The following is a 24,438-nucleotide window of genomic DNA, read 5'->3' as shown; positions in this document are numbered from 1 at the left end:
ACTTTTCTCCCTCCTTGAGTCAAGAATCATCAATACACGCCTTCTTCGCCGAAGCGCTTGGCCAGCCAGTTCGCACCAAGCACGAGGATGAGCCCCACGGCCGATTTGAACAGCCCGACCGCCGCACTGTAGCTGTACTGCGCCTGCGTCAGACCCTTCATGTACACATAGGTATCGAACACCTCGCCGACATCGCGGTTGGTCGGGGTCAGCATGAGGAAAATGTGCTCGAAGCCGCTGTCAAGAAAGGAACCGAGCCGCAGGATCAGCAGGATCACGATCGTACTGCGTATGGCCGGCAGCGTAATATGCCAGAGCTGGCGCCAGCGGTTCGCCCCGTCCATGCGCGCCGCCTCATAGAGCTGCATATCCACGCCGGCAAGAGCTGCGAGGAAGATGATCGTGCCCCAGCCGACCTCTTTCCAGATCGACTGCGAGACAATCATCGTCCGGAACCAGCCCGGCTCAAGCAGGAAGGCGATCTTCTCCCCCGTCAGCGCGAAGATCAGCTCGTTGATCACGCCGCCCTCGGTGGTGAGCAGCATGTAGAAGATCCCCACCACGACGACCCAGGAGACAAAATGCGGAATGTACACCATCGTCTGGACCCAGCGCTTGAACCGCTCCTGCCTCACTTCATTGAGCATCAAGGCGAGCACGATCGGCAGCGGGAAAAAGAAAATCAGGTTGTACACGGCGAGCAGCACCGTGTTGTTGAACAGCGTCCAGAAGGCCGGCTCCCCGAAGAACCGGCGGAAGTGCTTCAGCCCGGCCCATGGCGAATCCAGAAAGCCAAGATGCGGCTTGTAGTCCTGGAAAGCCATCACGAGGCCGTACATCGGCACATACTTGAAGACGATAAAATAAAGCACTCCCGGCAGGGCCATGAGATACAGCCACCTGTCCCGCAGAAGCTCTCTGGCCAGGGCGCCGAGGCCCGCTCTTCCCGCCGCCGCCGGGGTCTTGTTCCCGGCCGCTTTTCCGTCTGCGTAATCCGTTTCCATATTGCCGCTACCTCCTGCCCTGGGAATACCCCCATTATGGACCCGGACCCCAGGAACATCTATGCGCCGATTTTAACCTGTTTCCTAAGGCGGTATGAATGTAAGGGTTTTCATTAAAGGCAGTGTGCCGGCGTTAACTCCCCGTATGCCGCAGCCAACCTGATGACCGCCCATGACCGGGTCCGGCATGAGCGGCTTTGTCCGCCTCTGAGCGAGGGGGGTGCTGCACGGTGGCGATGCTGAGCAGTGGTGATGCTGAGCGGTGGCGATGCGGGGCGGTGGCGATGCGGGGCGGTGGCGATGCGGGGCGGTGGCGATGCTGGACGGTGGGCTTACAAGGCCGTGGGGATGCGGGGGCGGGCTTGCAGAACAGCGGCTTGCGAGGCGCAGGACATGCAACACTGCGGATATGCGGCGCGGCTGGCTTGCGAGGCCGTGGGTTGTGGCGATGCGGAGCGGTGTGCATGCGGGCGGTGGCGATGCTGGACAGTGGCGATGCGGGGCGGTGTGCATGCGGGGCAGTTGGCATGGGGGCGGTCCCAGTCGAGTTCTTTGCCAATTGAGCACCGGCTGCATAAAGCCTCCGTCCAGCTGAAGTGTGGTCGAGAACCGAACAGGTTCGTTAGCGGCACATTCCACAAATCCAGCATCCCAACTGCAAAATCCGATTAGCCCATGAGGAGGCATTTTGAATTAACGGAACTCAGATGCCTTATCGGAATATTTCCCATCATTTCCCTCAATATAAAGGAACTCAGATGCCTTATTGATCCCCACGGCATGGAAAAAGCGCCTCATTCGGCGAAATAGCGAATCTCAGTTCCTCTATTCTCAAAATCTCCTCTTCAAAGCAGTTCATAACGCATCGTAGTTCCGTTATTTTGCCTTTTCCCCCTCCAACCGTTCCGTTCCAGCTCTTCCCCCGCGATCCCCAAGGACGGTACCATGGCATGCCCCTCCTTTGACGAAGCGTTGGTGCAACCATCGCTTACCTCTGAGAGCTCGTCCACTCATCGTTGGGCCCAGGAGGGATCGCCGTATCCGGGGTCCGAAGCTGTCAGCCGCGAACGCCCAAAAAGGACAAGCCCCTCCATGTCACTGTGAGGGACCTGTCCTTTCCAGCTTGCCGGTCAAACCGCCATGATGCTCTACACCAATACAGCGCTGACCGCGGCAGGCGACGAGCCACTTCGGCATTCCCGGCCATCACACGGGACCACCGCCTCCCAAGGCAGCCTGCCCCTGCTCACGCAGTTGCTCAGTGTCCGGCTGGCACCATTCGGCCCGCGCCCGCTTGGGCGAGCACCTTCGCCTTCAGCCATCAGGCCGCTGCCCGGCCCATCAGCCGCCGCTAGGCAGGCCTCGCCGCCGCAAAGGCAGCCTGCCCCTGCTCACGCAGTTGCTCAGTGCCCGGCGCCATCCGGCCAGCTCCCGCCTGTGCGAGCACCTTCGCCTTCACGGCCTGCGCCGGATCAAGCTTATACGCGTAGGTCTTTTGCGGCACCCAGTTCGGCACGCCCTTCAGCACCGGCGTCCCGCTGTTCAGGTACAGGCTGCCGGCATCGCTCACACTGCCCGGCAGCGCCGCCTTGTCGTAATAAGCGACCGGCGAGCTTACCGACTCGAAGACGTTGGCTTCGGAGACGACCTGCGCCGATACGCCAACCCCGATGGCATACAGCGTGGACTCGCTGTAATAATTATTGTAGACATGCACCTGGCCGAACCTCACGCGAGGAACCCGCTGGTCCGTGCCTTCGAAGTGGTTGTGATGCATCGTCACCCGCAGGTTGTTCGCATCATAGGTCGCCGAGTCGCTGGAACCGATCAGGGACGTTTTGTCATGCTCCGCGAAGTGGTTGTAGGAGACGGTGATGTAGTTCGACGATTTCTTCACTTTGGAGTCGGTCGTGATATCCACCGCCCCGTCATGGTGCTGGAACTTCCGCCCGTAGTACAGCGGGAAGGTATGATCCGGACGGTCCCCGTCGTTGAACGTGTTATGGTCGATCCACACATGCGTGCCGCCAATGATGGAGATCGAGTCGTATTGGGAATTCCAGTTGCCGCTGCTGCCGTCCGTAGGGTCCCACTGCGGGAAAAAGTCATACGCATCCTGGAATTCGATATTGCGGACGATGACATTGTCGCTCTTGATCACCAGGTTGCCTCCGAGAATCTTTGCATCCTTGCCGAGGCCGATGATCGTAGTGTTGGAGCCGACATTGATCTTGATATTGGCGGACTGCTTCTTCTGCGCGGCCGCCCTTGCTTCTTCCAGCGGACCGGCCGGCGCCTTCCTGCCGTAGACCGCAGGATCGTAGGCAGCCACGTAAGCGGCTTCATCATACTTTACGATCGTCCTGCCCGTTGGGGCTGCAGCCTCCGCCAGAAGCGCTTCTTCGTAGGCCAGCTGAGCATACGCTTCGAGGCCCAGAGGCCGGTTATCCGCATCGACGTTCATATCGATAGTCCCCTGCACGAAAATCAGCTTCGGCACCCCGTTGGCACCGTTCGCCGCATTATCTCCGCCGAGCGCCTGCACCAGCTCACTGAGGTTATGGACGACATAGACGTTCTCCTGCGCAGCCGTATTGCCGCCCGTTACGCCCAGCCCGCCGCTATCATAGGCAGCCCAGGTTACCCCATCCGGAAGCGTTTGCACAAAAGGCGATAAACTCTTTTTGTCAGCCCCGGCCTCCTTGGATGTAGATGCGGATCCCGCCACGGCGGCCCCGCCGGGCAGAAGCGATCCGATGAGCATGCAGCTGAGCAGCACTTTCCATTCTTTGAACATAATGAACACAAACCTCCCCTGGTAGATGAACCCTGATGTCTCGATTTGTCTGTACGGCAAATACAGGCAGTGGGATCATCGTACAGGCGGAAGGAGCGTTACAGCAATAATCATCTGAGCAGGTGTCTTTCGGAATGTCTTCAAGGCTCATGGAATGCGAAAAAAACGGCTCGCCGCAGGCACTATTGGCGCGAAGCGGGACAAGCCGGTTGAAAGGAGCACATCCCAGTTCATGGAAACCCAGCCCCTGGACGCCCCCGCTTCACCCTTTTTCCGTCACGCACTGTAAAAAACGGGGAACGATCCGCCCCCGTAACTTCCATCCCCCGGTCCGCTCCTCGTTCATATACATGATCGCCCCGGGGCTCTGCGCCGACCTGGCTGTACTCCGCCGCCTCAGCCAATCTCCTGCGCTTCCCTCCCACCGCACCGCAGCCAGAAGGAGGATGCTTCTCCAACCGCATGCTACATGCGTGAGATCAGCCGCTTCGACTCCAGGTACAGCCCCTGAACGAACTTCTTCGTATTGGTGCGCACGCTGCTGCCGGCCGCGGAGGAGTCCCCCTCCTCCATCTCCTTCATCTTCTTGCGGATCTCGCTGAGATCGAAGAGGCTCGCCGCATACTGCTCGAACTTCGGATGCGAGTAATCGATGAGGCCGAGGGAGGCCAGGTGGGACTGCGCTTCCGCTACAGCCCGCCGCACCCGCTGCTCCGCCGCCTTGACCTCCTTGCGCAGGTCCGCCGGGGACACCGAGGCGCCCAGCCTGGCCAAGGCCACCTCCTCGAACACCTCGCCGAGGGAGGGGAACGCATAGTCCGAGCCCCGTGCCCTCTCCCAGCGCTCCAGGTACTGCACCATGTCGAGCAGGTCCCGGCTGCCGCTCTCGCCGAGCATACCGAGCTCGGACAGCACATCGTTCGCGGCCGAGAGCAGGCTCCGGTCGCCGAAGCCCTGGCTCCGCTTCTCCTGCTGCGGGTCCATGCCGATAACGCTGAGCGAGCGGCGGATATCGCGGATCGACTGGTGAAGCAGCAGGTGCTGCTCCACCTTCCGGATCACCCCGATCACCTCCAGCCGGTTGACCGGCTTCGTGATGTAATATTCAATGCCCGCCGCATACGCCTCACCGATCAGATCCTTCGATTCGACCTGGGAGATCATGACGAAGAGGCCGTCGAAGCTCCCCGACAAGCTCTTTACCGTTTCAATCCCGTCGCGCCGCGGCATCAGCAGGTCGATCAGCACCACGTCCACCTTTTTGAGAGCGAGCACTCCGCCGTCCACCAGAGCCCCGTCCTCCGCTTCCCCGGCCACCTCTCCAAGGTCCTCATCCTCGATAATCTGCGCCAGCATGAAGCGGACTGCGGGATCGTCATCCACTATAAAAAATCGCATCATCTTCCCTTATTCTCCCTTTCCTACCTGCCCGAGAGGCAGTGTCATGCAGACTTCCGTTCCCCGGCCCCCGATCCCCGGAAGCAGGGTCACCGTTCCATCCATCGCTTCCACAGTCTGCTTCACGTAGCCGAGCCCGATGCCTGTCGAAGGCCGGCCGGCCTTATCGTACTTCGTCGTAAAGCCGGGCTGGAACACCAGCTCCCGCAGCTTCGGCGGGATGCCCGGACCGTCGTCGGCCACGCGGAGCACGAGGCTCTCACCGCTTCGCTCCGCCGTAATCCGCACGGTACCCCTCTCCGCGATCGCCTCTACACTGTTCACGACGGCGTTGTTCAGCAGCGACAGCAGCGTATAGGCGTGGCAGAGCGGGAACGGCCCGTCCGCCTGCAGCTGCATATCGATCTCCTTGCCGAGCATCCGTGCGACCCGGCCGTTCGACCGCAGCACGACGTCTGCCAGCTCCTCCACCGCCATGTAATCCGGCAGCCCGTCATCCGTGATGAGGCGGGCCAGCCCGGCGTGAATGCGCTGGTTGTCCTTCTTGATCTCATGCACGCCTCCAGCCAGCGCCAGCGCCTTCTGGGCCAGCCCTTCCGTTCCCTCGCCAAGCTGCAGCCCCTTCAGTGACTTATACAGCGCATAGCTCATCTGCGTCATCTGCTCCGCATCCTGCAGCGTCTTCTGCAGATGAAGCGATTCTTCATAGAGCTCGGAGACCAGCATCAGCATCTCCTCGTTGCGCCGGCGCTGCAGCTCTGCGGCGGCCTGCGACTCCCTCAGCTTCAGCAGGTTGACGAAGCCGATCACGAAGAAGCTGCGGAAGAGCGCGATAATGGCGATCACGTTCAGGGTCGAGAGCGTAATCGTCCGGGCAGTTCCGGCATAGCGCAGCAGCAGCTCGGTCACCGCGGCCGTCAGCTCGAGCGGCACGCCGAGCACCCCGAGCAGCAGCGGCCTGTCCAGGCGGCTGACCTGCATGACGAAGAAGGCGGTGCCGTAAGCCAGGTAATAGAACAGCGCGGGAAAATGCAGCTGCAGCAGGCGGCCCCAATCGGCCTCTCCCCCGGTAAGAGCCCCAAGACCCATACGGAAGAGCATCACACACACGCCGGCAAGCAGCCCCGAGAGTACCGCGGGAACCCCCCGGATCCAGAGCAGGAAGAAGAAGAAGGCCGGCGTGCCCAGCGAGATCCGGAAGTCATCGCCGAACGGATAGAAGTGAAGCTCGCCTGCCAGCGGAACCATGACTGCCATGAGGAGCAGCAGCAGCCCCTTTTCGTTTATGGCCACCACGGCCTCCACCTCCGGTCCATTCCTGAATCGTAATGATTCGACCAGTATAACCCGACGGACGGCGCTTTCCAAGCCCCTCTGCGTACAGGGCGGCTCCTTCCCAAGGAAAAAAAGGCCGCTTAAGCTATATCCTCTGCAAAAACCCATGATAATTTTCATGACACGAAAAACGTGTAGGATTGTGTAGGAGCGCGTAGCCCCCCTTTTACAATAGGTTTAAAGAACAATCCTCGCAACTATGGGAGGGAAAAGAAAAGAAAGCGTTTTAAAATTATACGATAAGGTGGGATCCTCTTGAAAAAATTCGGTCTGGCGTTTCAAATTCTGGTGGGCCTGATTCTCGGTATCATCGTCGGCGCCGTCTTCTACGGCAATCCGGCCATAGGGGCTTATCTGCAGCCGCTCGGCGATATTTTCCTGCGTCTGATCAAAATGATCGTCGTGCCGATCGTCATCTCCTCGCTCATCGTAGGGGTAGCCGGCGTAGGCGACATCAAGAAGCTCGGCAAGCTGGGCGGCAAAACGATTCTGTATTTTGAAATCGTAACGACCATCGCCATCATTTTCGGCCTCCTCGTCGCCAATGTCGTGAAGCCCGGTGCCGGCCTGAACATGGAGCAGCTGACGAAGAGCGATATCTCAAAGTACGTGGATACGACTGAGAAAGCGACGAACCACAGCTTCACGGATACCTTCGTGAACATCGTGCCGAAGAACATCTTTGAGTCCTTCGTGGCCGGTGACATGCTCGCAATCATTTTCTTCTCCGTCATCTTCGGTCTCGGCGTAGCCGCCATCGGCGAGAGAGGCAAGCCGGTGCTCGCCTTCTTCCACGGCGTGGCGGATGCGATGTTCTGGGTGACGAACCTCATTATGCGTTTTGCGCCGATCGGCGTCTTCGGACTCATCGGGATCACCGTCTCGAAGTTCGGTGTGGCTTCCCTGCTCCCGCTCGGCAAGCTGGTCATCTCCGTATATGCCGCCATGTTCCTGTTCGTCTTCGTCATCCTCGGAGCGATCGCCAAGCTCTGTGGAACGAGCATCATGATGTTCATCCGGATTCTGAAAGACGAGCTCATTCTCGCTTACTCTACGGCAAGCTCCGAGAGCGTGCTGCCGAAGGTCATCGAGAAGATGGAGAAGTTCGGCGTGCCGAAGGCCATTACCTCCTTCGTCGTACCGACCGGCTACTCGTTCAATCTCGACGGCTCGACCCTGTACCAGGCACTGGCGGCCCTGTTCATCGCCCAGATGTACGGCATCGATCTCTCGATCTCCCAGCAGGTTACCCTGATGCTCGTGCTTATGGTAACATCGAAGGGAATCGCCGGCGTGCCGGGCGTATCGTTCGTCGTCCTTCTGGCAACACTGGGCTCCGTAGGGATTCCGCTGGAAGGCCTTGCCTTCATTGCGGGCATTGACCGGATTCTCGATATGGCCCGCACGGTCGTCAACGTGCTCGGCAACTCGCTGGCTACGGTTGTAATGGCGAAGTGGGAAGGGCATTACGACCAGAAGAAGGGTAATCAATACTTGGATTCCATCAAACAGGCGGCTTAATCACAAGAATTCCGCTGGCAGGGGGAGAATGGGATGAGATCAGGTCAGGTGCGGATAGAAAAAGATTTTCTCGGTTCCCGGGAGGTCCCGGTCGACGCCTATTACGGCATCCAGACGCTGCGGGCCGTGGAGAACTTCCCGATTACGGGCTACCGGATCCATCAGGAATTGATCCGGGCCATGGCTTACGTGAAGAAGGCGGCCGCGCTCGCCAACATGGAGACCGGGCAGCTCAATAAGCGGATTGGCGAAGCGATCGCCCAGGCCGCGCAGGAGATCATCGAAGGCAAGTGGCATGACCAGTTCATCGTGGATCCGATCCAGGGCGGCGCGGGCACTTCCATTAATATGAACGCCAACGAGGTCATCGCCAACCGGGCCATCGAGCTGCTGGGCGGCACGAAGGGTGATTATTTCACCGTCAGCCCCAACACGCACGTCAACATGGCCCAATCGACCAACGATGCGTTCCCGACCGCCATCCATCTGTCGACGCTGACCCTGATCGGGAAGCTCACCGTCACGATGGAGGAGCTGCTCACCACGTTCCAGCGCAAGGCGCTCGAATTCGATCCCATCATCAAAATGGGCCGCACCCATCTGCAGGACGGCGTGCCGATCCGGCTCGGGCAGGAGTTCGAGGCCTACAGCCGGGTGCTCGCCCGGGACATCAAGCGCATCAAGGCAACGCGTGAGCATCTCTACGAGGTGAACATGGGCGCCACCGCAGTCGGCACCGGCCTTAACGCCGACCCCCGCTACATCAAGCGGGTCGTGGAGCATCTGGCCGAGCTGGTCGGCCTGCCGATCAAGGGGGCCGAGCACCTCGTCGACGCGACGCAGAATACGGATGCCTACACCGAGGTGTCGGCGGCGCTCAAGGTGTGCATGATCAACATGTCGAAGATCGCCAACGACATCCGTCTTCTGGCCTCCGGACCGCGCGCCGGTCTCGGCGAGCTGCTGCTGCCGCCACGGCCAGCCCGGATCCTCCATCATGCCGGGCAAGGTGAACCCGGTCATGGCCGAGGTCGTGAACCAGGTCGCATTCCAGGTGTTCGGCAACGATCATACGATCTGCCTCGCCGCCGAAGCCGGACAGCTTGAACTGAATGTCATGGAGCCTGTGCTCGTCTTCAACCTGCTGCAGTCTCTCGGCATGATGAACCAGGTGTTCGATGTGTTCCGCAAATTCCTCCTCGAGGACCTGCAGGCCGATGCGGACCGCTGCCGGGAGTATGTGGAGAAGAGCGTCGGCGTCATCACCGCGCTCAATCCGCACCTCGGCTACGAAGTCGTCGCCCGGATCGCCCGGGAGGCGATCGTCACCGGCCGTCCGGTCCGCGAGCTGTGCCTCCTGTACAATGTGCTCACCGAAGAGGAGCTGAACACGATCCTCGACCCTTACGAGATGACGAATCCCGGCATCGCCGGAGCGCAGCTGCTCCACCGCGGGGATCACGACAAGTAGGAAGGTCAGGATCACGATAGATCAGCAAAAAAACGTCCCGCCTGCCAAGGCTTTTGCCTGGCTTGCGGGACGTTTTTTTTCTGCAGCGTCGACACGCTGTTCGGATCAGCCTGCTTGAACAGCAGTGATGGCCGTCTTACGCCACCGGGAAGCGAATGGACAGCAGGTAGTCGCTGCCGCCGGGGGACGATACCTCGAGTGTTCCCCCTACCTGCTGCACCCGCTCCAGCATCGTGGTCAGGCCGAACCCGTACTTCTCCCCGGCATGGGGGCGGCCGTCGTTCCAGAGGGCGAAACGAACCTGCCCGTCTTCGTGCTGCAGCTCATACCGGAAGCGGCGGGCCTGGCCATGGCGGATGCCGTTCGTAAGCCCTTCCTGCAGCGTATGGAAGAGCACCTTCTTCTGCTGCATGGACAGCGGCGGCAGCTTCCCCATGCTGCCCTGCACCTCCACGCCGGCCGCCGACTCGGTCCGGGCCAGCAGGCCGGGGATGATCCGCTCCAGGTCATAGTCGCTGCTGGCCGACTGCATCATATGCACGGACTCGCGGATATCCTGCAGGCTTTTGCGCACGAGCTCCCCTACCAGCTCCAGCCTTTCCATCCCCCGCTCATCCTGGCGCTGGATCAGCCGCCGGGCCGCTTCGATCTGCATCAGGGTCGACGTCAGCGTGTGGCCCACCACGTCATGGATATCGCCCGCAATGCGGTTGCGCTCTTCCATGACCGACAGCGCGGCGATCGCCTCGGAGCGCTCCTGCACGGTAAGCTGCAGCAGCCGGTAAGCCTCCTGCAGCTCGGCGGTCCGATCTTTCACCATGACTTCGAGCGATTCCGTGAAGGCCTGATGCTCCCGGCGGATCCGGGCCATCCGTGTCATCAGCGCCATGCTGAACGAAGCCACAAGCAGCAGCACGCCGAGACCTGCCGCATTCTGCGTGAAATACTCGTAGGAGGGTGAAGTTCTCAGCGATCTCAGACCGGGAACGGCCGTAATGATCGCCCCGCCCACATGCAGGACGGTGAAGAAGACAGCGGAGAACATGCCTGTCAGAATCCAGGCGCCCTCCCCGTCCACATTCGCACGGAAACTCCGGATAATGAAAAGTAAGGAGGTGACCGCCCCGAACGCCAGCTGAACCAGCAGTCCATTATTGTAGAAGCTGCCGAAGGTCTGCACATCCATCAGGAAGACGAGCGGCACCGTGGCCGCGCTGAACGCGAACAAGGCATAGGCCTGCAGGCGGAACAGCCTGTTCCCCTTCTCTCCGGCAAAGTGATGCAGGAACAGAAAGAAAGCGCCTGTCGCCGTGACTCCCGGCAGATCGGCCATATAGACGGGCAGGGCCGTATGCGGAAGCAGCTGGAACGTCTCCAGGCGCAGCAGATAGGCAAGCCCCGCAGTCCAGGACAGAAGCGCAAAGCTGAGATAGGACGGGTCCCGGTGCGACCGGATCCAGAAGAAGAGCGAGCCGCTGCCGAGCAGAACAAAGAAAAGCACATACAGAAGCCCGACTACATCATGCCGGATCATCTCGGCGAGCAGGGCGCTTCCTTCTCCCAGTGTAAAGTCCCCGATCGTAGTGCCCGGGCTGAAACGGGTAATCCGCACCATCAGGGTCTGCGGCGCAGGGTCCGCCGGCAGCCGGTACATTTTCCAGCCGAAGCCGCCATGCGTGTATCGGTCCTCCCCGTTCGGATTCCGTCCGCCTAACCGTACACCGTCCGCGTACACTTCATAATTGAACTGCCGCTGCACCTGCAGGTAAGGATCGCGCCAGCCGCCTTCTTTGGCCGGGAGCGTGGTCCGGATCCAGAAGTTCCCCGTGTGGGACTGCCCTTCCGGGGACTGCTGGACCTCGCGCAGGGGACGCCATGCGGCTGAAGCCGGGTCCGGACGCCCGCCGGACACCGGCAGATCCCCGAGCACAGCCTCCCACGGCGCTCCGGCATCCAGCACGGCCGTGCCTGCGGCTGAAGAAGAACGCCGAAGATCGCCGGCCAGGAGCAGGGAAGCCGCCGCCAGCAGCAGCACCGCCAGCAGGACGAACACGGCGTACGGCCACAGCCGGAACGCCGGACGCTGCAGCCCGTCGGTTGAATTCATCAGGTATCACTCCATCGTTGAAAGCTTTTCGTTTTTATCGCAGTTCGAATGAAGGCAAACGCACGTTCATCCGGGTCGACTACAGTATACCTTCCGCTCCCTGAGGCTGACAATGAGCACTTGCGGCACCTGAGCGCAGCGGCCTTCATTCAAAAAGACAAGAGGAATCAATTTCCGGTCGCACACGTTAACAAAAGGGTTAGAATTAAGACGGGCCATATGCTATGCTAGAGAAGAATAGAAGAAGGAGGCGTTGGAAGTGAGCAAGCCTTGGTCCCAAATCATGTCGGAATCCTTCATGGAGCAGTATCCTCTGGTGTCCGACATGCCGTTTCAGAAAAGACGCTGCTGGAATTATGAAAACGGATGCATCCTGACCGCGTTCGAGCGCATGTGGCGCAAGACCGGCGATGACCGTTATTGGAACTATATCCGGGAGAACATGGATCTGTTCATCCGCGAGGATGGAACGATCGACACCTACTCCCTGGAAGAATACAATGTGGACATGATCAACCAGGGCAAGACGCTGTTCTTCATGTACGAGCGGACCGGCGAAGCCAAGTACCGCAAGGCGCTCGACCTGCTTGTAACCCAGCTCAAGGGGCACCCGCGCACGAGCGAAGGCGGACTGTGGCACAAGAAAATTTATCCGTTCCAAATGTGGCTCGACGGCGTATATATGACTTCCCCGCTGCTCGCCCAATATGCAAGCCAATTCGACGAGCACGAATGGTACGACGACATTGCGAACGAAATTCTGCTCATGGAGCGCGTATCCCGCGATCCGAAGACCGGGCTGCTCTACCACGGCTGGGATGAGAGCCGCGAACAGCGCTGGGCCGACCCGGTAACCGGCTGCTCGCCGGAATTCTGGGGCCGCGCCGTCGGCTGGTACGTCATGGCCATCGTGGATGTGCTCGACTACCTTCCGGTGGACCATCCGAAGCGCGGACAGATCATCGGGATCTTCTACCGCTTGGCGGAAGCCATTGTCGCCGTACAGGACGAAGAAAGCGGCCTCTGGTACCAGGTACTGAACAAGGGCGGCGAGAAAGGAAATTATCTGGAAGCCTCTGCGTCTTCCATGTTCACGTGTGCATTTGCCAAGGGCGCCAACAAGGGCTACCTCGGCGGCTGGGCTCTCGAATCGGCCCGCCGCGGCTACCAAGGCCTGCTTGACCGCTACTTCGAGCGCGACGAAGACGGCACGATGCACCTGAACGGCATCTGCAGCGTGGCCGGTCTCGGCAACAAGCCATACCGCGACGGCTCCTACGAGTACTATCTCAGCGAGCCGATCCGCCGCGACGATCCGAAGGGCTTCGCCCCGTTCGTCATGGCCTGCCTCGAGATCGAAGCTGCAGACGAAGCGAAGAAGTAACTTCCCTGCGGCCTGCGGCAGACGATGCTCTGCACTCCGCATCTGCCGCTGCACAAAAGCCTCCAATCCCTTGTCCGGGAGCGGAGGCTTTTGTGTTGGTTTGGCAATAGCAAGGAAAACGGCTGGCAGCAAAGGATAAGGCTCTCCGGTTTACACGTTCGGCCCGGTCGCGGCAGCTCTTACTTTCCGGCATGGAGCCGATGTCCCTCTCGCCTTGTCCAACTGCTTTTTTAACGCTGTATAAGGTTAAGGATACACATTAATCCGGCGCAGAATTTGATTGACGTTGTCAAAAAGGTAAATGCTCCCCGCTTCGTCCACCGTGAATCGGTTCGCCTCGTCAATCGCCGTCAGCTTGCCGGGTTCGGTTCGGTAGAGCTCCTCATACTGCTTGGTCTGCGGGTTGTAGAAACCTTTGTTGTAAGTCAGCTTATCGAGGGTGACATAAACGGAGGCTTCACCCTTGAGATTGATCTGATACACCTTCGCTCCATCGGTCACATAGAAGAATCCGCCGGAAGCAGCCATCCCCTTGATCTTCTCCAATTCCACCCGGCCTTGGAGTTCGAAGCCCTTCGGACCCGCTTTATAAACCGACTTGGAATTCTTGTCCAGAACATAATGCTGCCCATCCTGCTCAAGTGAAACCATCTCACTGGAGGTATCCGTGGGTGTGCTGCCGATGAAGGTGCTGGCCCCCTCTGCCCCCGCCGAATAATAGGACTGGTGATACAGGTCCGTGTAGTAGATCCCCCCATCCGCTGAAGCCGCAAAGAAGTTGCGTCCGGTATGATAATTCGTCCCCTTGTCCGGAGATACGGCCACGAGCTTGACTTCCGGATACACCTCATATGTGAGAATACGCGGATAATCCGTGTCAATGCTCTCTCCCATCACATACAGCTTGCCGGTTCCTTCGCTGTAGTGGAGGCCGGTGGGAATGAAGCTCCCGTAATCGAATTTGCGGTTCGTTCCCTGCTGATCCTTGTAGGTAAAGCTAAACTTCTGGTCGAACGACCGGACCAGACTCATGGAAGGTCCGGGAACGGCGGTATCATACTTCAAAATACTGAACTCCCCGTATCCGATAATGCCCCCGTTGTTCTTGTCATTATGGAGAACGTATACGTGATCTTTCTTGTCGGATACGATGCTGTGAACCTCGACCTTCATACCGGAGGACGTGAACATCATGACCGTTCTGACCTTGCCCGCATTCGGATCGACCGTCAGATTATCCACTGTCGGCGTCTCCAGCTTCTGCCGCACCGGCTCGGCTGCCGGCGTATCTCTTGGCGGCGGATACGTCGGCTTCTTCTCGGGCGGCAGCGCCGGAGGCGTCCCCTGCCCTGCGGCCGGCGTCAGAGTGATTGTCTTCGTCGCCGCGTCGTACGCCACGTCCTGGTGCAGCTGCTCCGCCACGAACCGCAGGGGCACCAGGGTCGTGCCGCTGCGGATGAACGCAGGCTGCTCGAGGGCGGCGGGCTGGCCGTCCACCTCTGCCTCCGGCCGGTCAATCGTCAGCCGGATGTTACGCCCGTCCTGCTTCAGGGTGATGGTGCGTGCGGTCCCGTCCCACTCCACCGCAGCGCCAAGGGACTCGCTGACGAAACGCAGCGGCACCATCGTCGTGTCGCCCTTCAGCTCAGGCGGCGTCTCCAGGATCACCGGCTGGCCGTTCTTCAGCGCTGCGGTATCGTTCAGTCTCAGCTGAATCGCAGCGTCCGCTTCCGCGGCGCCGGCAGTCCCTCCGAGCAGTCCGGTGACGGCTGCTCCTAACAGGACAAGGGCAGGTATGCGTTTGTTCTTCATTTGGTTCTCTCCCGGATGTGGTATAGTTTGGATAGGCGATACCAAGAGTATATAGGGACTGCCTGCCGTTGGAAAGGACAAAGATCACGCGGAAGGGAAAGGAGCTCTATTATGACACAAGAGCATACGGTTTATTTCAATATCCACCGCCACAAGCAGGTAACGAAGCTTCGGGGGCTGATCTTCCTGGAGGAAGGGCAGATACCGACGGCCGCCGACTATGAGCAGTGCCTGCGCCATGCAGGCCATGATGTGACGCTCATCGATCCGCAGCGGATGATCTTCCGGGCCTTCAAGGCCGGCGAGGAATACACCATCGATGTGCTGGAGGACTATGAAGCCCCTACTCGCGATCTCCATGCCGAGAAGCTTGCCGGCACGTTCCACAAACCGGATCCTTTTTTATAACATCCAACCGATCTCTTCTCAAACGTCATCCCCCAGCCAACAAAAAAAGGCTGTCCGCCTCGAAAGGCAGACAGCCGCTTGGGCTGTTACGGAGCCGCACTGCCGCTTACAGCGAGTGCAGCATATTGATATTCATTCGATGCCGCGACGAGCTTATCCTTGGAATCCTTGACAAGCACCTTGACCTTGCAGGGCTTCTTCTCGTCCAGCGTCTCCGACGGGACTTCCGCCTTCAGCGCCGATTGCTCCTCGCTCCAATGGGTCGTGACGGCCTTGCCGTTGACCTCCAGCACGCTCGTCTTCGGAAGATCTTCCCCGGTTACCGTAAGCACCGTCTTTTCTCCCGCCGTCTCGCTGCGCACTTCATTAATCTTCATTGGGCCCGGACCCAGGATATAATGCTCATCCTTCACCACGGTCTTCGTCTCAGCGTAGCCGTACTGCTCACCGAAGAGAATATCGTACTGCAGGTTCTCATACGTCTTGAGCTCCTCCGGCTCAATCCCCATCTGGGCGTAGTAGTTGCTCGGAGGAATCACAGGCGTCGTCTGATAGAGCTGGTACAGGTAATCCGTGTAATATGTCCCCGGCTGTTCCGCAAGCTTCAGAATGTACGGGGTAAGAAACGATGGGCTCATGTTCAGCTCTTCCTTGCGTTCCGGCAGATAATTGTTCCAGACGAGCACAGGCACACGGTACAGCTTGTTCAGAGAATCCGGGTCATTCTCCTGCAGGAAGCCCGAATCCTTGTACGCCTGATAATTGTCTCCGAGACTCGGCAGGTGGTCGCCGAAGAAGACGACGATCGTCGGCTCTTCCGACTGCTCATAGTGCGTGACCAGACGCTTCAGCATATCGTCTGCGCCGATCAGCCCCTGGGCGTAGGTTTCGAGGAGTCCTTGGGATTCTCCCGTTACGCCGGTTACCTTGATCGTGTTTTCTTTGAACTTCCCCGGGTAATAATGGTAATGATTCTCCATCGTATTGGCAAAAATAAAATCAGGACCTTCACTGCGTGCCGAAGCATCGATAATCTGCTTCGCTACCTGGCGGTCGGCCAGATAAGGACCTTCATAATCCGGCTCGAAAAATTCCTGCGAAATGTATTTGGAGAACCCGAAATTCTTGTATACCTTCTTGCTGCTGTAGAACCAGCTGTGGAACGGGTTAATGGCCGTCGATGTGTAGTCCTGCCGCGCCAGGATGGAAGCCAGGGAATCAATTCCCTTGTCGACATACTGGTTGTAGGGGACGGACCCCGGAGGCAGGAAACGCATCGAATTGCCTGTAAGCACCTCAAACTCCACATTGGCCGTCCCTCCGCCATACTGCGGGGAGAGCATCGTGCCGCTGGTGTATTTCTCCGCAAGCTCATGGTAGAACGGAATCGGGTCGCGGCTGAACTGAATGCCCTTGATCTGCGTCGGATCCCAGAACGATTCGCTCAGCACGACGATCACATTCGGCTTCACTTGGGCGGGAGCCGCCGGGACATGGGAGGATGCCAGCGCACGAACCTTATCCGCATCGTAGCCCTCAGGCTGTGCCAGGAACAGGAACTTGAGGTTCATGATCGTCGAGAGCAGGAACCCGTTCGTGTCCACGTTGAGCGACTGATCCCAAGCGATGTTCTGGATATTGGCCCACTTCTTGATCGAAGCCATGCCGTCCGTATAGATAGAGCTCAGCAGCATAACGGAGACAATGCCCATCACAAGCCGCTGCTTCCAATTGATCGACATCGCAAGCCGCGGCAGCTTATACAGCAGCAGCATGCTCAGTCCGATGAATACGACCAGTCCCGAAATAATCGTAAAGCTGAGCAGTCCCTTGATATACTGCACCATGTCGGAGGATTCGCTGGTTAACAGCAGGTCCCACGGGAGCAGCGGTACGCCGAGAATATCAAGCTTGATGCCGCTGATCAGCCCCAGCGCCAGACAGAACGTCGCAACGAGCCAGAATGACAGACGGATGCTGGCCGTAAGCGCGGTGAGCAGCAGCAGGAACCCGAAGACCGCCAGGGCATTAAGCGTAAGCGCAGGCAGGGACTGGAAGGTCCATCCGAAGGCCTTCTCCCATTGGCCGCGGCTCATCAGCTCCACCAGGAACACAATCCAGAACGCACCGAAAAAAAGGCGCATCCTGTAGGACGCTTTCCGCCCTAGTGCGGAAATTTTCCGTCCGAGATTTAGGATTGCCAATTGCAGTTCCCCCATATTTATCTTCACCACATTCTTCATTATTAATGATTTGTAAACATTCACTTTAGTATAGCAAGAAATCCGCGGAATGTCCGCAACAATCTTGGGCGAAAATGTTCCCAAGGCGGCTTCTGTATGAACCCTGAATAAGCGGCTTCCATCGTCCCTCTAGAGCGGTTCGCGACTGCCAAAAAGGGCGGATCTTGCGCTCCCGCAGAAGCTCTCCGGTAAAGGCTTGTCCGACCCGCTTGGGCCAAGTTTTCGGACCGCGCCGCTTCGTCGTTCACCCTCGGCCCCGGTGACGCCGTGGTTACAGAAGCAGCCGGTCCCGTAGGGTTCCAGCTGGATTGCCGCATTGCTGAAGGGCCATTCTCCGGCCGCAGTGTCAGCGCCATTGTTTTTGCCCCAATGGCCAGTCGAGTAGTAAGGCCAGTTGGAGCAATAGAGGAACTCAGATGCGTTATTTCACGAATAAGGGTCCCTTTGTGAGAGATAGAGGAACTCAGGTTCGCTATTGCATATAATTCAGGGGGATCCTGTGAATTTGGTCTGCATAAGGCATCTGAGTTCCGTTATTTGTCGGGAAATCATGGGAAATACCCCCATAGCGAACTTCAGTTCCGCTATCTCAAAAAAATTTGGGAACCATGCGTGGGGACTGGTGTGGACGCCGGGCGTCGGTGGTTTGGGGTCGCCGCTGTGGGTGGCTGGGCACCTGTGATTTCATCTCGCTGCTGTGGGTGGCTGGGCACCTGTGATTTCATCTCGCCGGTGTGGGTGGCCGGGCACCTGTGATTTCATCTCGCCGTTGTGAGTGGCCGGGCACCTGTGATTTCATCCCGCCGCTGTGGGTGGCTGGGTAACTGTGATTTCATCCCGCCGCTGTGGGTGGCTGGGCACCTGTAATTTCATCTCGCCGGTGTGAGTGGCCAGGCACCTGTGATTTCATCCCGCGGTATGGGGCCAGATGTGAGATATCTGGGTCGCGAGCGGGCCAGGCACGGGTTCTTACGGTTATGGTGATGCGTGTCGTGATCGGCCGCTGGAGTGAAAGCCGCGCTCCAGTGGCGGCCTTGGTTCGCCGGTGCTGGTGCCGTGTACCGTCTCCTACTTCCCTTTACTCATCAACGCCCAAAAAAAGCCGTACCGGATTTACTTCCGGTACGGCCTTCCCTATGTCCCTCTCCAAGCGTTACAAATCATCGGCACGCGCGGTCACCAGCGGCTCCACCCGCACGGCGCAGACCTTGAAGCCCGGCATGCGGCACACCGGATCGAGCGCCGGATGGGTGAGCCGGTTCACGTTCTGGCCGTCCCCCCAGTGCATCGGCACGAATACCGTATCCTCGCGGATGCCCGTATGGAGCCGGGTGCGCGCCGTCATGGTTCCCCTGCGGGTCTCCAGCACAATGAGCGCCCCCTCGCCAATCTTGAAGCGGCGGGCCGTGCGTGGATGCAGCTCCGCGAACGTCTCGATCTCCCTTGCGGCAAGAGACGGGCTGCGGCGGGTCTGCACCCCGGTCAAATAATGGGAGAGCACCCTTCCTGTCGTCAGGTAAAGGGGATACTCGCTGCAGGCCGTCTCCACCGGGAAGCGGCTGTCCACCGGCAGCAGCTCAGCGAGCCCGTCGCCATGGGCGAACGTCTCCTCGAACAGACGCCCCGAGTTCGCTTCGTCCGGAGAAGGACACGGCCAGTAGACGCCGCCTTCCCGGCGCAGCCGGTCGTACGTGATGCCGTAATAGTCCGCCGCCCCGCCGCGGGACGCATGCCGCAGCTCATCGAAGATCTCCTCTGCCGAACGGAACCCGAAGTACCGGCCCCTGCCGAGCACCGAGGCCACCCCGCACAGGATCTGCCAGTCATGCTGCACTTCCCCCGGCACCTCGCGGGCGGCTTCCCGCAGAAGAACGCGGCCTTCGAGATTCGTCAGGGTTCCTTCGTTCTCGAGATAGGCCGAGGCCGGCAGGAGGATGTCCGCCATCTTCGCGGTTTCGGACATAAGCATGTCCGCGACCACCAGGAAGTCGAGCTTCTTCAAGCCTTCTTCGACGAAGACTGCATTGGGGTTGGAGACGATCGGGTTCGAGCCCATCAGGAACAGGGCCCGGATCTCCCTGTCATGCACCTTCTCCATCATCTCGTAGGCCGACACACCCTTGCCGGGCAGCTCAGAAGGATCAATGCCCCAGACACCGGCCACATAGGCCCGGTCCGCCGCATTCTCGATGAGCCGGTAGCCCGGCAGCTGGTCCGCCTTCTGCCCGTGCTCGCGTCCCCCCTGCCCGTTGCCTTGGCCGGTAACGGCGCCGTAGCCGCAGCCCGGACGGCCGATTTTGCCTGTGACGAGCACCAGATTCAGGAAGTTACGGACTGCCATATAGCCGTCCGTCTGCTGCTCCACGCCGCGGGCGGTGAACACCATGCCGGTAGAAGCCCGGCCATAAGCGGAAGCGGCACGGCGGATAAGCTCCGCCGGAACGCCGGTCATCCCAGCGATGACGCCGAGATCCATGGCTTCCAGATGCGCCGCCAGCTCCGTGAAGCCGCGCGTGCGGCCCTCTACGAATGCCGGGTCGGTCAAGCCCTCGTCCAGGATGACTTTGAGCAGCCCGTTGGCCAGTGCGGCATCCATGCCCGGCTTCACCTGCAGGTGAAGATCGGCCATCTGCGTCGTTGCCGTTTCCCGCGGATCGATGGCGATAATGAACGCCCCCTGCTCCTTCGCTCTCGTGAAGTAAGGCATCAGGGTCGGCTGGCATTCGGCAATGTTGGTGCCGGCCAGGATGATGCACTTCGCCAGCGGGATGTCGGAGAGCGGATTCGTCAGCCCCCGGTCCATGCCGAGCGCCTTGTTCCCCGCCGAGGCCGCCGCCGACATACAGAACCGGCCGTTATAATCGATATACTTCGTCCGCAGGGCGACCCGGGCGAACTTGCCCAGCAGGTAGGCGGACTCGTTCGTCAGGGACCCGCCGCCGTACACTCCGACGGCATCGCTGCCGAAACCGCGCTGAATCTCGTAAAAACGGCGGGCGATCTCCTGGTACGCCTCTTTCCAGGTTATGCGCTCGAAGGTGCCGTCCGGCAGACGGCGCATCGGATGGAGAATCCGCTCGCTGCTCAAGGCATGCTGGTAGGCATTCATCCCTTTGACGCAGAGCCGTCCCTCCGAAGCCGCATTGGGCTGCCCCTCGACCGTATAATTCATCCGTTTGCCGTCGAATTCCCCAGTGATCCGCATCTTGCACTGCACGCTGCAGAAAGGGCACTGCGTATCCATGACCAGGGGAGATGTGCTCCTCCCCGCTTCCAATACCGGTCCGATGGGTTTCATTCCGATCACCTGCCTACTGCGGCTTCATTCCGCTTATTCGAATGCCGTGCTTCCGCGGCTGCGGCCCGCAGCCGCTCTTCGAGCAGCCGCTGGACCAGCTCCCCGCGGCGCTCCGGATGGAAGAGGCCTTCCCTCAGCGGCAGCAGACCGACCCGGTCGACCCACTCCCCGGCTGTCTCGCCATAGTAAGCCTCTTCGCGGTACCACTGCAGGAAAGCGGCGGCGATCTCCACCGCCCGCTCCCCGCTGCTCTCCGTGCAGAGCAGCTGGCCGCCCTTCACCTGCGCCTGCGCGCTGCCCCCGACATAGATCTCCCAGCCATCCGGCGTGCCGGCGAGGCCGAGATCCCGGGTCAGCGTCTCGGCCCGGTGCAGCGGGCTGCCGGATACGGCAATACGCACCCTGGCCGGCAGCTGCAGCCCTTCCACCGCCTCCTCGAGCCCCGCGGCCATGCCCGCCGAGTCCTGCATCGCGGACGGGTCATGCCCGAGGCCGGTGCAGGAGGTGACGGAGCCTACCGCCAGGCCCGACGCGGATACGACCGTCGGCAGCTTCAGGTCCGAGGCCACCTCGCGCACCTTCGCCGCCGGAACGCCCAGCAGCTGAAGCTGCCCGTCGCCGGAGAGCTTGGCGCGCGGGATGCCGTGGCGTTCCATCGCCTCCGCAATGCGCCGCAGCTCCTTGGCACCGGCCTGCCCGCCGTAGAGGCGAGGGATGACGGCATAGGTGCCGTCCGCCAGCCTGCCGGCGGCAGGCACTTCGGCTGCAGCCGGCTGCCCGAGCCCCGCGTAGTAGCGTACGGCCGGGCGGCAGTCCGCGCAGCCGTCCGGCGTCCGCCAGCCGAGCGCCTGCATCGCCTCGGCAGCCGACGTCCAGGTCTGCGCCGTAACCGCTTCGCGCAGCGCTTCCCGGCTCAGATCCGTGCAGCCGCAGACCGGCTCCGCCTCGGCCCCGGGCCCTTCCGCATTCGCCAGGGTGTAGGCCAGCAGCGCTGAGACGAGCGGCTTGCAGCCCCCGCAGGAGCTGGATGCCTTCGTACAGCTGCGGACCTCCTCGAAGGTCTCGAGCCCCTGCTCACGCACCGCCCGGACGATGCTGCCCTTGGTCACCCCGTTGCAGGAGCAGACCGTCTCGCTGTCCGCCATCGCGCAGAGATAGGCATCCTGTGCGCCTTCCGCAGCTCCGGCCGGCTTCTCCTCAAGGACGGACACATCCGCCCCCTGCTTGATATACCCAAGCAGCTTTGTGCCTTCACTGGCATCCCCATAGAGCACCGCACCGGTGATCCGCCGTCCGCGCACCCAGATTTTGCGGTACACGCCCCGGATGCCGTCATAGTGCTGCAGAGACTCCGTTTCGTCCGTATCGGCGATGTCCCCGGCCGAGAACACCTCGACGCCGGACACCTTCAGCTGGGTCGCCAGAATTGAGCCCTGGTACCCCTCCTCCTCCGAAGCGGTGCCGCAGATCCGCTGCGCCAGCACCCTTGCCCTGCTCGTACAGCGGGGCCACGAGCCCGTACACGATGCCGCGGTGCTCCGCGCATTCGCCGACCGCATAGACGCCCGGCGTGCCGGTCTCCATATAGTCGTTGACGAGAATTCCGCGTCCCGTCTCAATACCGCTGTCTTTGGCCAAGCCCACGTTCGGTCTCACACCAACCGCCATAACGATCAGGTCGGCCGCCGTCTGGGTGCCGTCCGTGAACTTCAAGCCCGTCACACGCTCGCTGCCGAGAATCTCCTGGGACGACTTCTCGAGCAGGAACCGCATGCCCTGTCCTTCCAGCTCTTTCTTCAGCATCCGGGATGCCGTAGGGTCGAGCTGCCGCTCCATCAGATACGGATTGAGGTGGACCACATCGACCTCCATCCCGAGATTAAGCAGTCCGCGGGCCGCTTCCAGCCCGAGCAGACCGCCGCCGATGACAACCGCCTTGCGGCACGTCTTCGCCGCCTCGATCATGCGCCGGCAGTCTTCGATATCCCGGAAGGCCGTCACCCCCTGCTTCGCCGCCCCCGGAATCGGGAGCATGAAGGGCAGGGAACCTGTCGCGAGGATGAGATAATCGTACTCCGCCGTCCGGCCTTTGTCGGTCAGGATGCGGCGCCGCTTCGTATCCGCCTGGACCACGGTCTCCCCCGTGATGAGCCGGATGCCATTGGCCTCGAACCACTCCCGGCTGTTCAAGGTAATGTCCTCCACCCGCGTATCGCCCTGCAGCACCTTGGAGAGCAGAATCCGGTTGTAGTTCGGGTGAATCTCGCTGCCGATCACCGTCATATCAAAGCGTCCCGGCGCCAGCTTCAGAATCTCTTCAAGACAGCGCACGCCTGCCATCCCGCCGCCGACAAGCACAATTCTGGGTTTACTCATCTTCATCGCCTCCCGTTGATCCATCTCTTATCCGTTCTTCTATCTATAGGTCAGGTTTCTTTACGTCACACCCGTACTAACGCGTTGAACCCTCACGCTTCAAGCCGCCGATACCTTCGCAGGCTCGCGCTCCTTCATCCGGCGTCCTGCCCCGTTCAACCATAGACAGATACATGCGAACAGCGCCAGCAGAACGAAGCCCGGCATATAGGTCCCGCCGCTGTCCCGCAGCAGCCCAAGCACAATCGGAGGGAAAAATCCGCCTACACCGCCCGCGGCTCCCACCACCCCGGTCACCGCCCCGGTATGTCCGGGAGCGATCTCCGGCACCATTTTGAACACCGCACCGTTCCCGAGTCCGAAGCACAGGCCGGCCAGCAGACAGCCTGCCGCGAAGATCCGGAAGTCCTTGAGCGAGAAAGCCAGCAGCAGCGCGGCTCCCGCTATCCCTATGAACACGCCCAGCAGCACCTGCCGCGAACCGATCCGGTCGGCCAGGTATCCCCCGAGCGGCCGGATGAACGTCGCTGCCGCTACAAAGCCTGCCGTTGCAAGTCCCGCATCCGCCGCCGCCATGCCGAACAGCTCCTTGAGCAAGGTCGGAAGGTACACGCTGAAAGCCACGAATCCGCCGAAGGTCAGAAAATAAAACAAGGACAGCAGCCACGTCGAGCGGAACCGCAGCACCTTCAGAGACTCCTGCACCGTCTGTTTCTTCTCCGGAAGCGGGAGTTCCCCGGCTCCCCAGCGGAAGAGAGCGGCGGTGACGAGAATCAATCCGGCCAGACCGTAGAACACGCCGGGCAGTCCGTACTGCCTGTAGACGAGCGGAACGAGGAAGCTCGACATCGCCACGCCCAGGTTGCCAAGACCCGCAAGACCCAGCACCAGGCCCTGCTTCTGCGGCGGATACCACTTCGAGACATAGGTCATCGAGACGGAGAAAGCCGTGCCCGCCATCCCCAGGAGAAAAGCGGAGAGCAGAAGCGTCGCATAAGAGGAAACGAAAGGAGTGAGCAGCAGCGGCAGCACCAGAAACAGAAGCAGCGACGTGAACACCCTGCGCCCGCCGAAGCGGTCCGTGAAGATGCCCATCGGAAAGCGCATGACCGATCCGAGCAGCACGGGCGCTGCAACGAGCACACTCTGCTGCAGAGCGGTAAGACCGAACGCCTCCCGCAGGGAGCCTGCGATCGGCGAGAATACATTCCACACCATAAAGGAAGAAGCCATGGCGAGCGTGGACAATCCTAAAGCCAAGGCCGGGCGTCGCTGTTTCATGAA

General features: G+C 60.4%; 14 protein-coding genes and 1 pseudogene. 4 read left to right on the top strand and 11 right to left on the bottom strand.

What is annotated here, in order from left to right; all coding sequences use genetic code 11:
* Positions 1 to 29 precede the first annotated feature (29 nt).
* The 4 genes from PM3016_RS04015 to PM3016_RS04000 all read right to left on the bottom strand — a co-directional run bounded on the left by PM3016_RS04015 (position 30) and on the right by PM3016_RS04000 (position 6,492).
* Positions 30 to 1,004, bottom strand: coding sequence for an ABC transporter permease (locus PM3016_RS04015; RefSeq protein ID WP_014368509.1), 975 nt, complete (start codon positions 1,002 to 1,004; stop codon positions 30 to 32).
* Between the two features lie 1,351 nt (positions 1,005 to 2,355).
* A complete protein-coding gene (locus PM3016_RS04010; protein WP_014368506.1) occupies positions 2,356 to 3,801 on the bottom strand; it encodes a pectate lyase family protein in 1,446 nt (481 codons plus the stop codon).
* Between the two features lie 465 nt (positions 3,802 to 4,266).
* On the bottom strand, positions 4,267 to 5,202 hold the full coding sequence (locus PM3016_RS04005; RefSeq protein ID WP_014368505.1) for a response regulator: 936 nt from the start codon (positions 5,200 to 5,202) through the stop codon (positions 4,267 to 4,269).
* 6 nt (positions 5,203 to 5,208) lie between these two features.
* Positions 5,209 to 6,492 (bottom strand): sensor histidine kinase, encoded by a 1,284-nt coding sequence (locus PM3016_RS04000; protein WP_238540437.1) that lies wholly within the window; start codon positions 6,490 to 6,492, stop codon positions 5,209 to 5,211.
* Between the two features lie 297 nt (positions 6,493 to 6,789).
* On the opposite strand from PM3016_RS04000, the gene PM3016_RS03995 reads away from it, so the two are divergent.
* Complete coding sequence (locus PM3016_RS03995) at positions 6,790 to 8,055, top strand: cation:dicarboxylate symporter family transporter (RefSeq protein ID WP_014368503.1); 1,266 nt, start codon at positions 6,790 to 6,792, stop codon at positions 8,053 to 8,055.
* A 33-nt stretch (positions 8,056 to 8,088) separates the two neighbouring features.
* Positions 8,089 to 9,526: pseudogene (gene aspA, locus PM3016_RS03990) on the top strand (aspartate ammonia-lyase).
* A 136-nt stretch (positions 9,527 to 9,662) separates the two neighbouring features.
* On the opposite strand, the gene PM3016_RS03985 reads toward aspA, so the two are convergent.
* Positions 9,663 to 11,633: a sensor histidine kinase gene (locus tag PM3016_RS03985; protein WP_014368502.1), complete on the bottom strand. Its 1,971-nt coding sequence runs from the start codon at positions 11,631 to 11,633 to the stop codon at positions 9,663 to 9,665.
* Between the two features lie 259 nt (positions 11,634 to 11,892).
* Between PM3016_RS03985 and PM3016_RS03980 the strand changes: the two genes are divergently transcribed.
* Positions 11,893 to 13,017, top strand: coding sequence for a glycoside hydrolase family 88/105 protein (locus PM3016_RS03980; protein WP_014368501.1), 1,125 nt, complete (start codon positions 11,893 to 11,895; stop codon positions 13,015 to 13,017).
* A 246-nt stretch (positions 13,018 to 13,263) separates the two neighbouring features.
* Here PM3016_RS03980 and PM3016_RS03975 read toward each other — a convergent pair whose 3' ends face one another.
* Positions 13,264 to 14,829 carry a copper amine oxidase N-terminal domain-containing protein gene (locus tag PM3016_RS03975; RefSeq protein WP_014368500.1) on the bottom strand — a complete coding sequence of 522 codons (1,566 nt, stop codon included), beginning with the start codon at positions 14,827 to 14,829 and terminating at the stop codon, positions 13,264 to 13,266.
* A gap of 111 nt (positions 14,830 to 14,940) precedes the next feature.
* On the opposite strand from PM3016_RS03975, the gene PM3016_RS03970 reads away from it, so the two are divergent.
* On the top strand, positions 14,941 to 15,237 hold the full coding sequence (locus tag PM3016_RS03970; RefSeq protein ID WP_014368499.1) for a hypothetical protein: 297 nt from the start codon (positions 14,941 to 14,943) through the stop codon (positions 15,235 to 15,237).
* An 86-nt stretch (positions 15,238 to 15,323) separates the two neighbouring features.
* On the opposite strand, the gene PM3016_RS03965 is transcribed toward PM3016_RS03970, so the two are convergent.
* The 5 genes from PM3016_RS03965 to PM3016_RS03950 all read right to left on the bottom strand — a co-directional run bounded on the left by PM3016_RS03965 (position 15,324) and on the right by PM3016_RS03950 (position 24,435).
* Positions 15,324 to 17,381 carry an LTA synthase family protein gene (locus tag PM3016_RS03965; RefSeq protein ID WP_016362292.1) on the bottom strand — a complete coding sequence of 686 codons (2,058 nt, stop codon included), beginning with the start codon at positions 17,379 to 17,381 and terminating at the stop codon, positions 15,324 to 15,326.
* Positions 17,382 to 18,633: 1,252 nt separating this feature from the next.
* A complete protein-coding gene (nasC, locus tag PM3016_RS03960; RefSeq protein WP_014368497.1) occupies positions 18,634 to 20,778 on the bottom strand; it encodes an assimilatory nitrate reductase catalytic subunit NasC in 2,145 nt (714 codons plus the stop codon).
* Between the two features lie 5 nt (positions 20,779 to 20,783).
* Positions 20,784 to 22,169, bottom strand: a complete 1,386-nt coding sequence (locus PM3016_RS39300; RefSeq protein WP_238540574.1) for a (2Fe-2S)-binding protein — start codon at positions 22,167 to 22,169, stop codon at positions 20,784 to 20,786.
* Positions 22,111 to 23,154 carry an FAD-dependent oxidoreductase gene (locus tag PM3016_RS39295; RefSeq protein ID WP_238540434.1) on the bottom strand — a complete coding sequence of 348 codons (1,044 nt, stop codon included), beginning with the start codon at positions 23,152 to 23,154 and terminating at the stop codon, positions 22,111 to 22,113. The genes PM3016_RS39300 and PM3016_RS39295 overlap by 59 nt, the downstream gene beginning before the upstream one ends.
* A gap of 99 nt (positions 23,155 to 23,253) precedes the next feature.
* A complete protein-coding gene (locus tag PM3016_RS03950; RefSeq protein WP_014368496.1) occupies positions 23,254 to 24,435 on the bottom strand; it encodes an MFS transporter in 1,182 nt (393 codons plus the stop codon).
* Between the last annotated feature and the right edge of the window lie 3 nt (positions 24,436 to 24,438).

It is taken from the genome of Paenibacillus mucilaginosus 3016 (genome assembly GCF_000250655.1).
In the GTDB taxonomy this organism is placed as follows: Bacteria; Bacillota; Bacilli; order Paenibacillales; family NBRC-103111; genus Paenibacillus_G; species Paenibacillus_G mucilaginosus.
Note: the sequence above shows the minus strand (reverse complement) of the source record. Positions and strands in the feature narration are given on the sequence as shown.

What these genes read in the sequence shown, in the direction of transcription:
- PM3016_RS03965 (WP_016362292.1), bottom strand. Translation starts at nt 17,381, where the DNA reads ATGCGCCTTTTTTTCGGTGCGTTCTGGATTGTGTTCCTGGTGGAGCTG.
- PM3016_RS04015 (WP_014368509.1), bottom strand. Translation starts at nt 1,004, where the DNA reads ATGGAAACGGATTACGCAGACGGAAAAGCGGCCGGGAACAAGACCCCG.
- PM3016_RS03950 (WP_014368496.1), bottom strand. Translation starts at nt 24,435, where the DNA reads ATGAAACAGCGACGCCCGGCCTTGGCTTTAGGATTGTCCACGCTCGCC.
- PM3016_RS04005 (WP_014368505.1), bottom strand. Translation starts at nt 5,202, where the DNA reads ATGATGCGATTTTTTATAGTGGATGACGATCCCGCAGTCCGCTTCATG.
- PM3016_RS39295 (WP_238540434.1), bottom strand. Translation starts at nt 23,154, where the DNA reads ATGAGTAAACCCAGAATTGTGCTTGTCGGCGGCGGGATGGCAGGCGTG.
- PM3016_RS04010 (WP_014368506.1), bottom strand. Translation starts at nt 3,801, where the DNA reads ATGTTCAAAGAATGGAAAGTGCTGCTCAGCTGCATGCTCATCGGATCG.
- PM3016_RS03970 (WP_014368499.1), top strand. Translation starts at nt 14,941, where the DNA reads ATGACACAAGAGCATACGGTTTATTTCAATATCCACCGCCACAAGCAG.
- PM3016_RS03975 (WP_014368500.1), bottom strand. Translation starts at nt 14,829, where the DNA reads ATGAAGAACAAACGCATACCTGCCCTTGTCCTGTTAGGAGCAGCCGTC.
- nasC (WP_014368497.1), bottom strand. Translation starts at nt 20,778, where the DNA reads ATGAAACCCATCGGACCGGTATTGGAAGCGGGGAGGAGCACATCTCCC.
- PM3016_RS03985 (WP_014368502.1), bottom strand. Translation starts at nt 11,633, where the DNA reads ATGAATTCAACCGACGGGCTGCAGCGTCCGGCGTTCCGGCTGTGGCCG.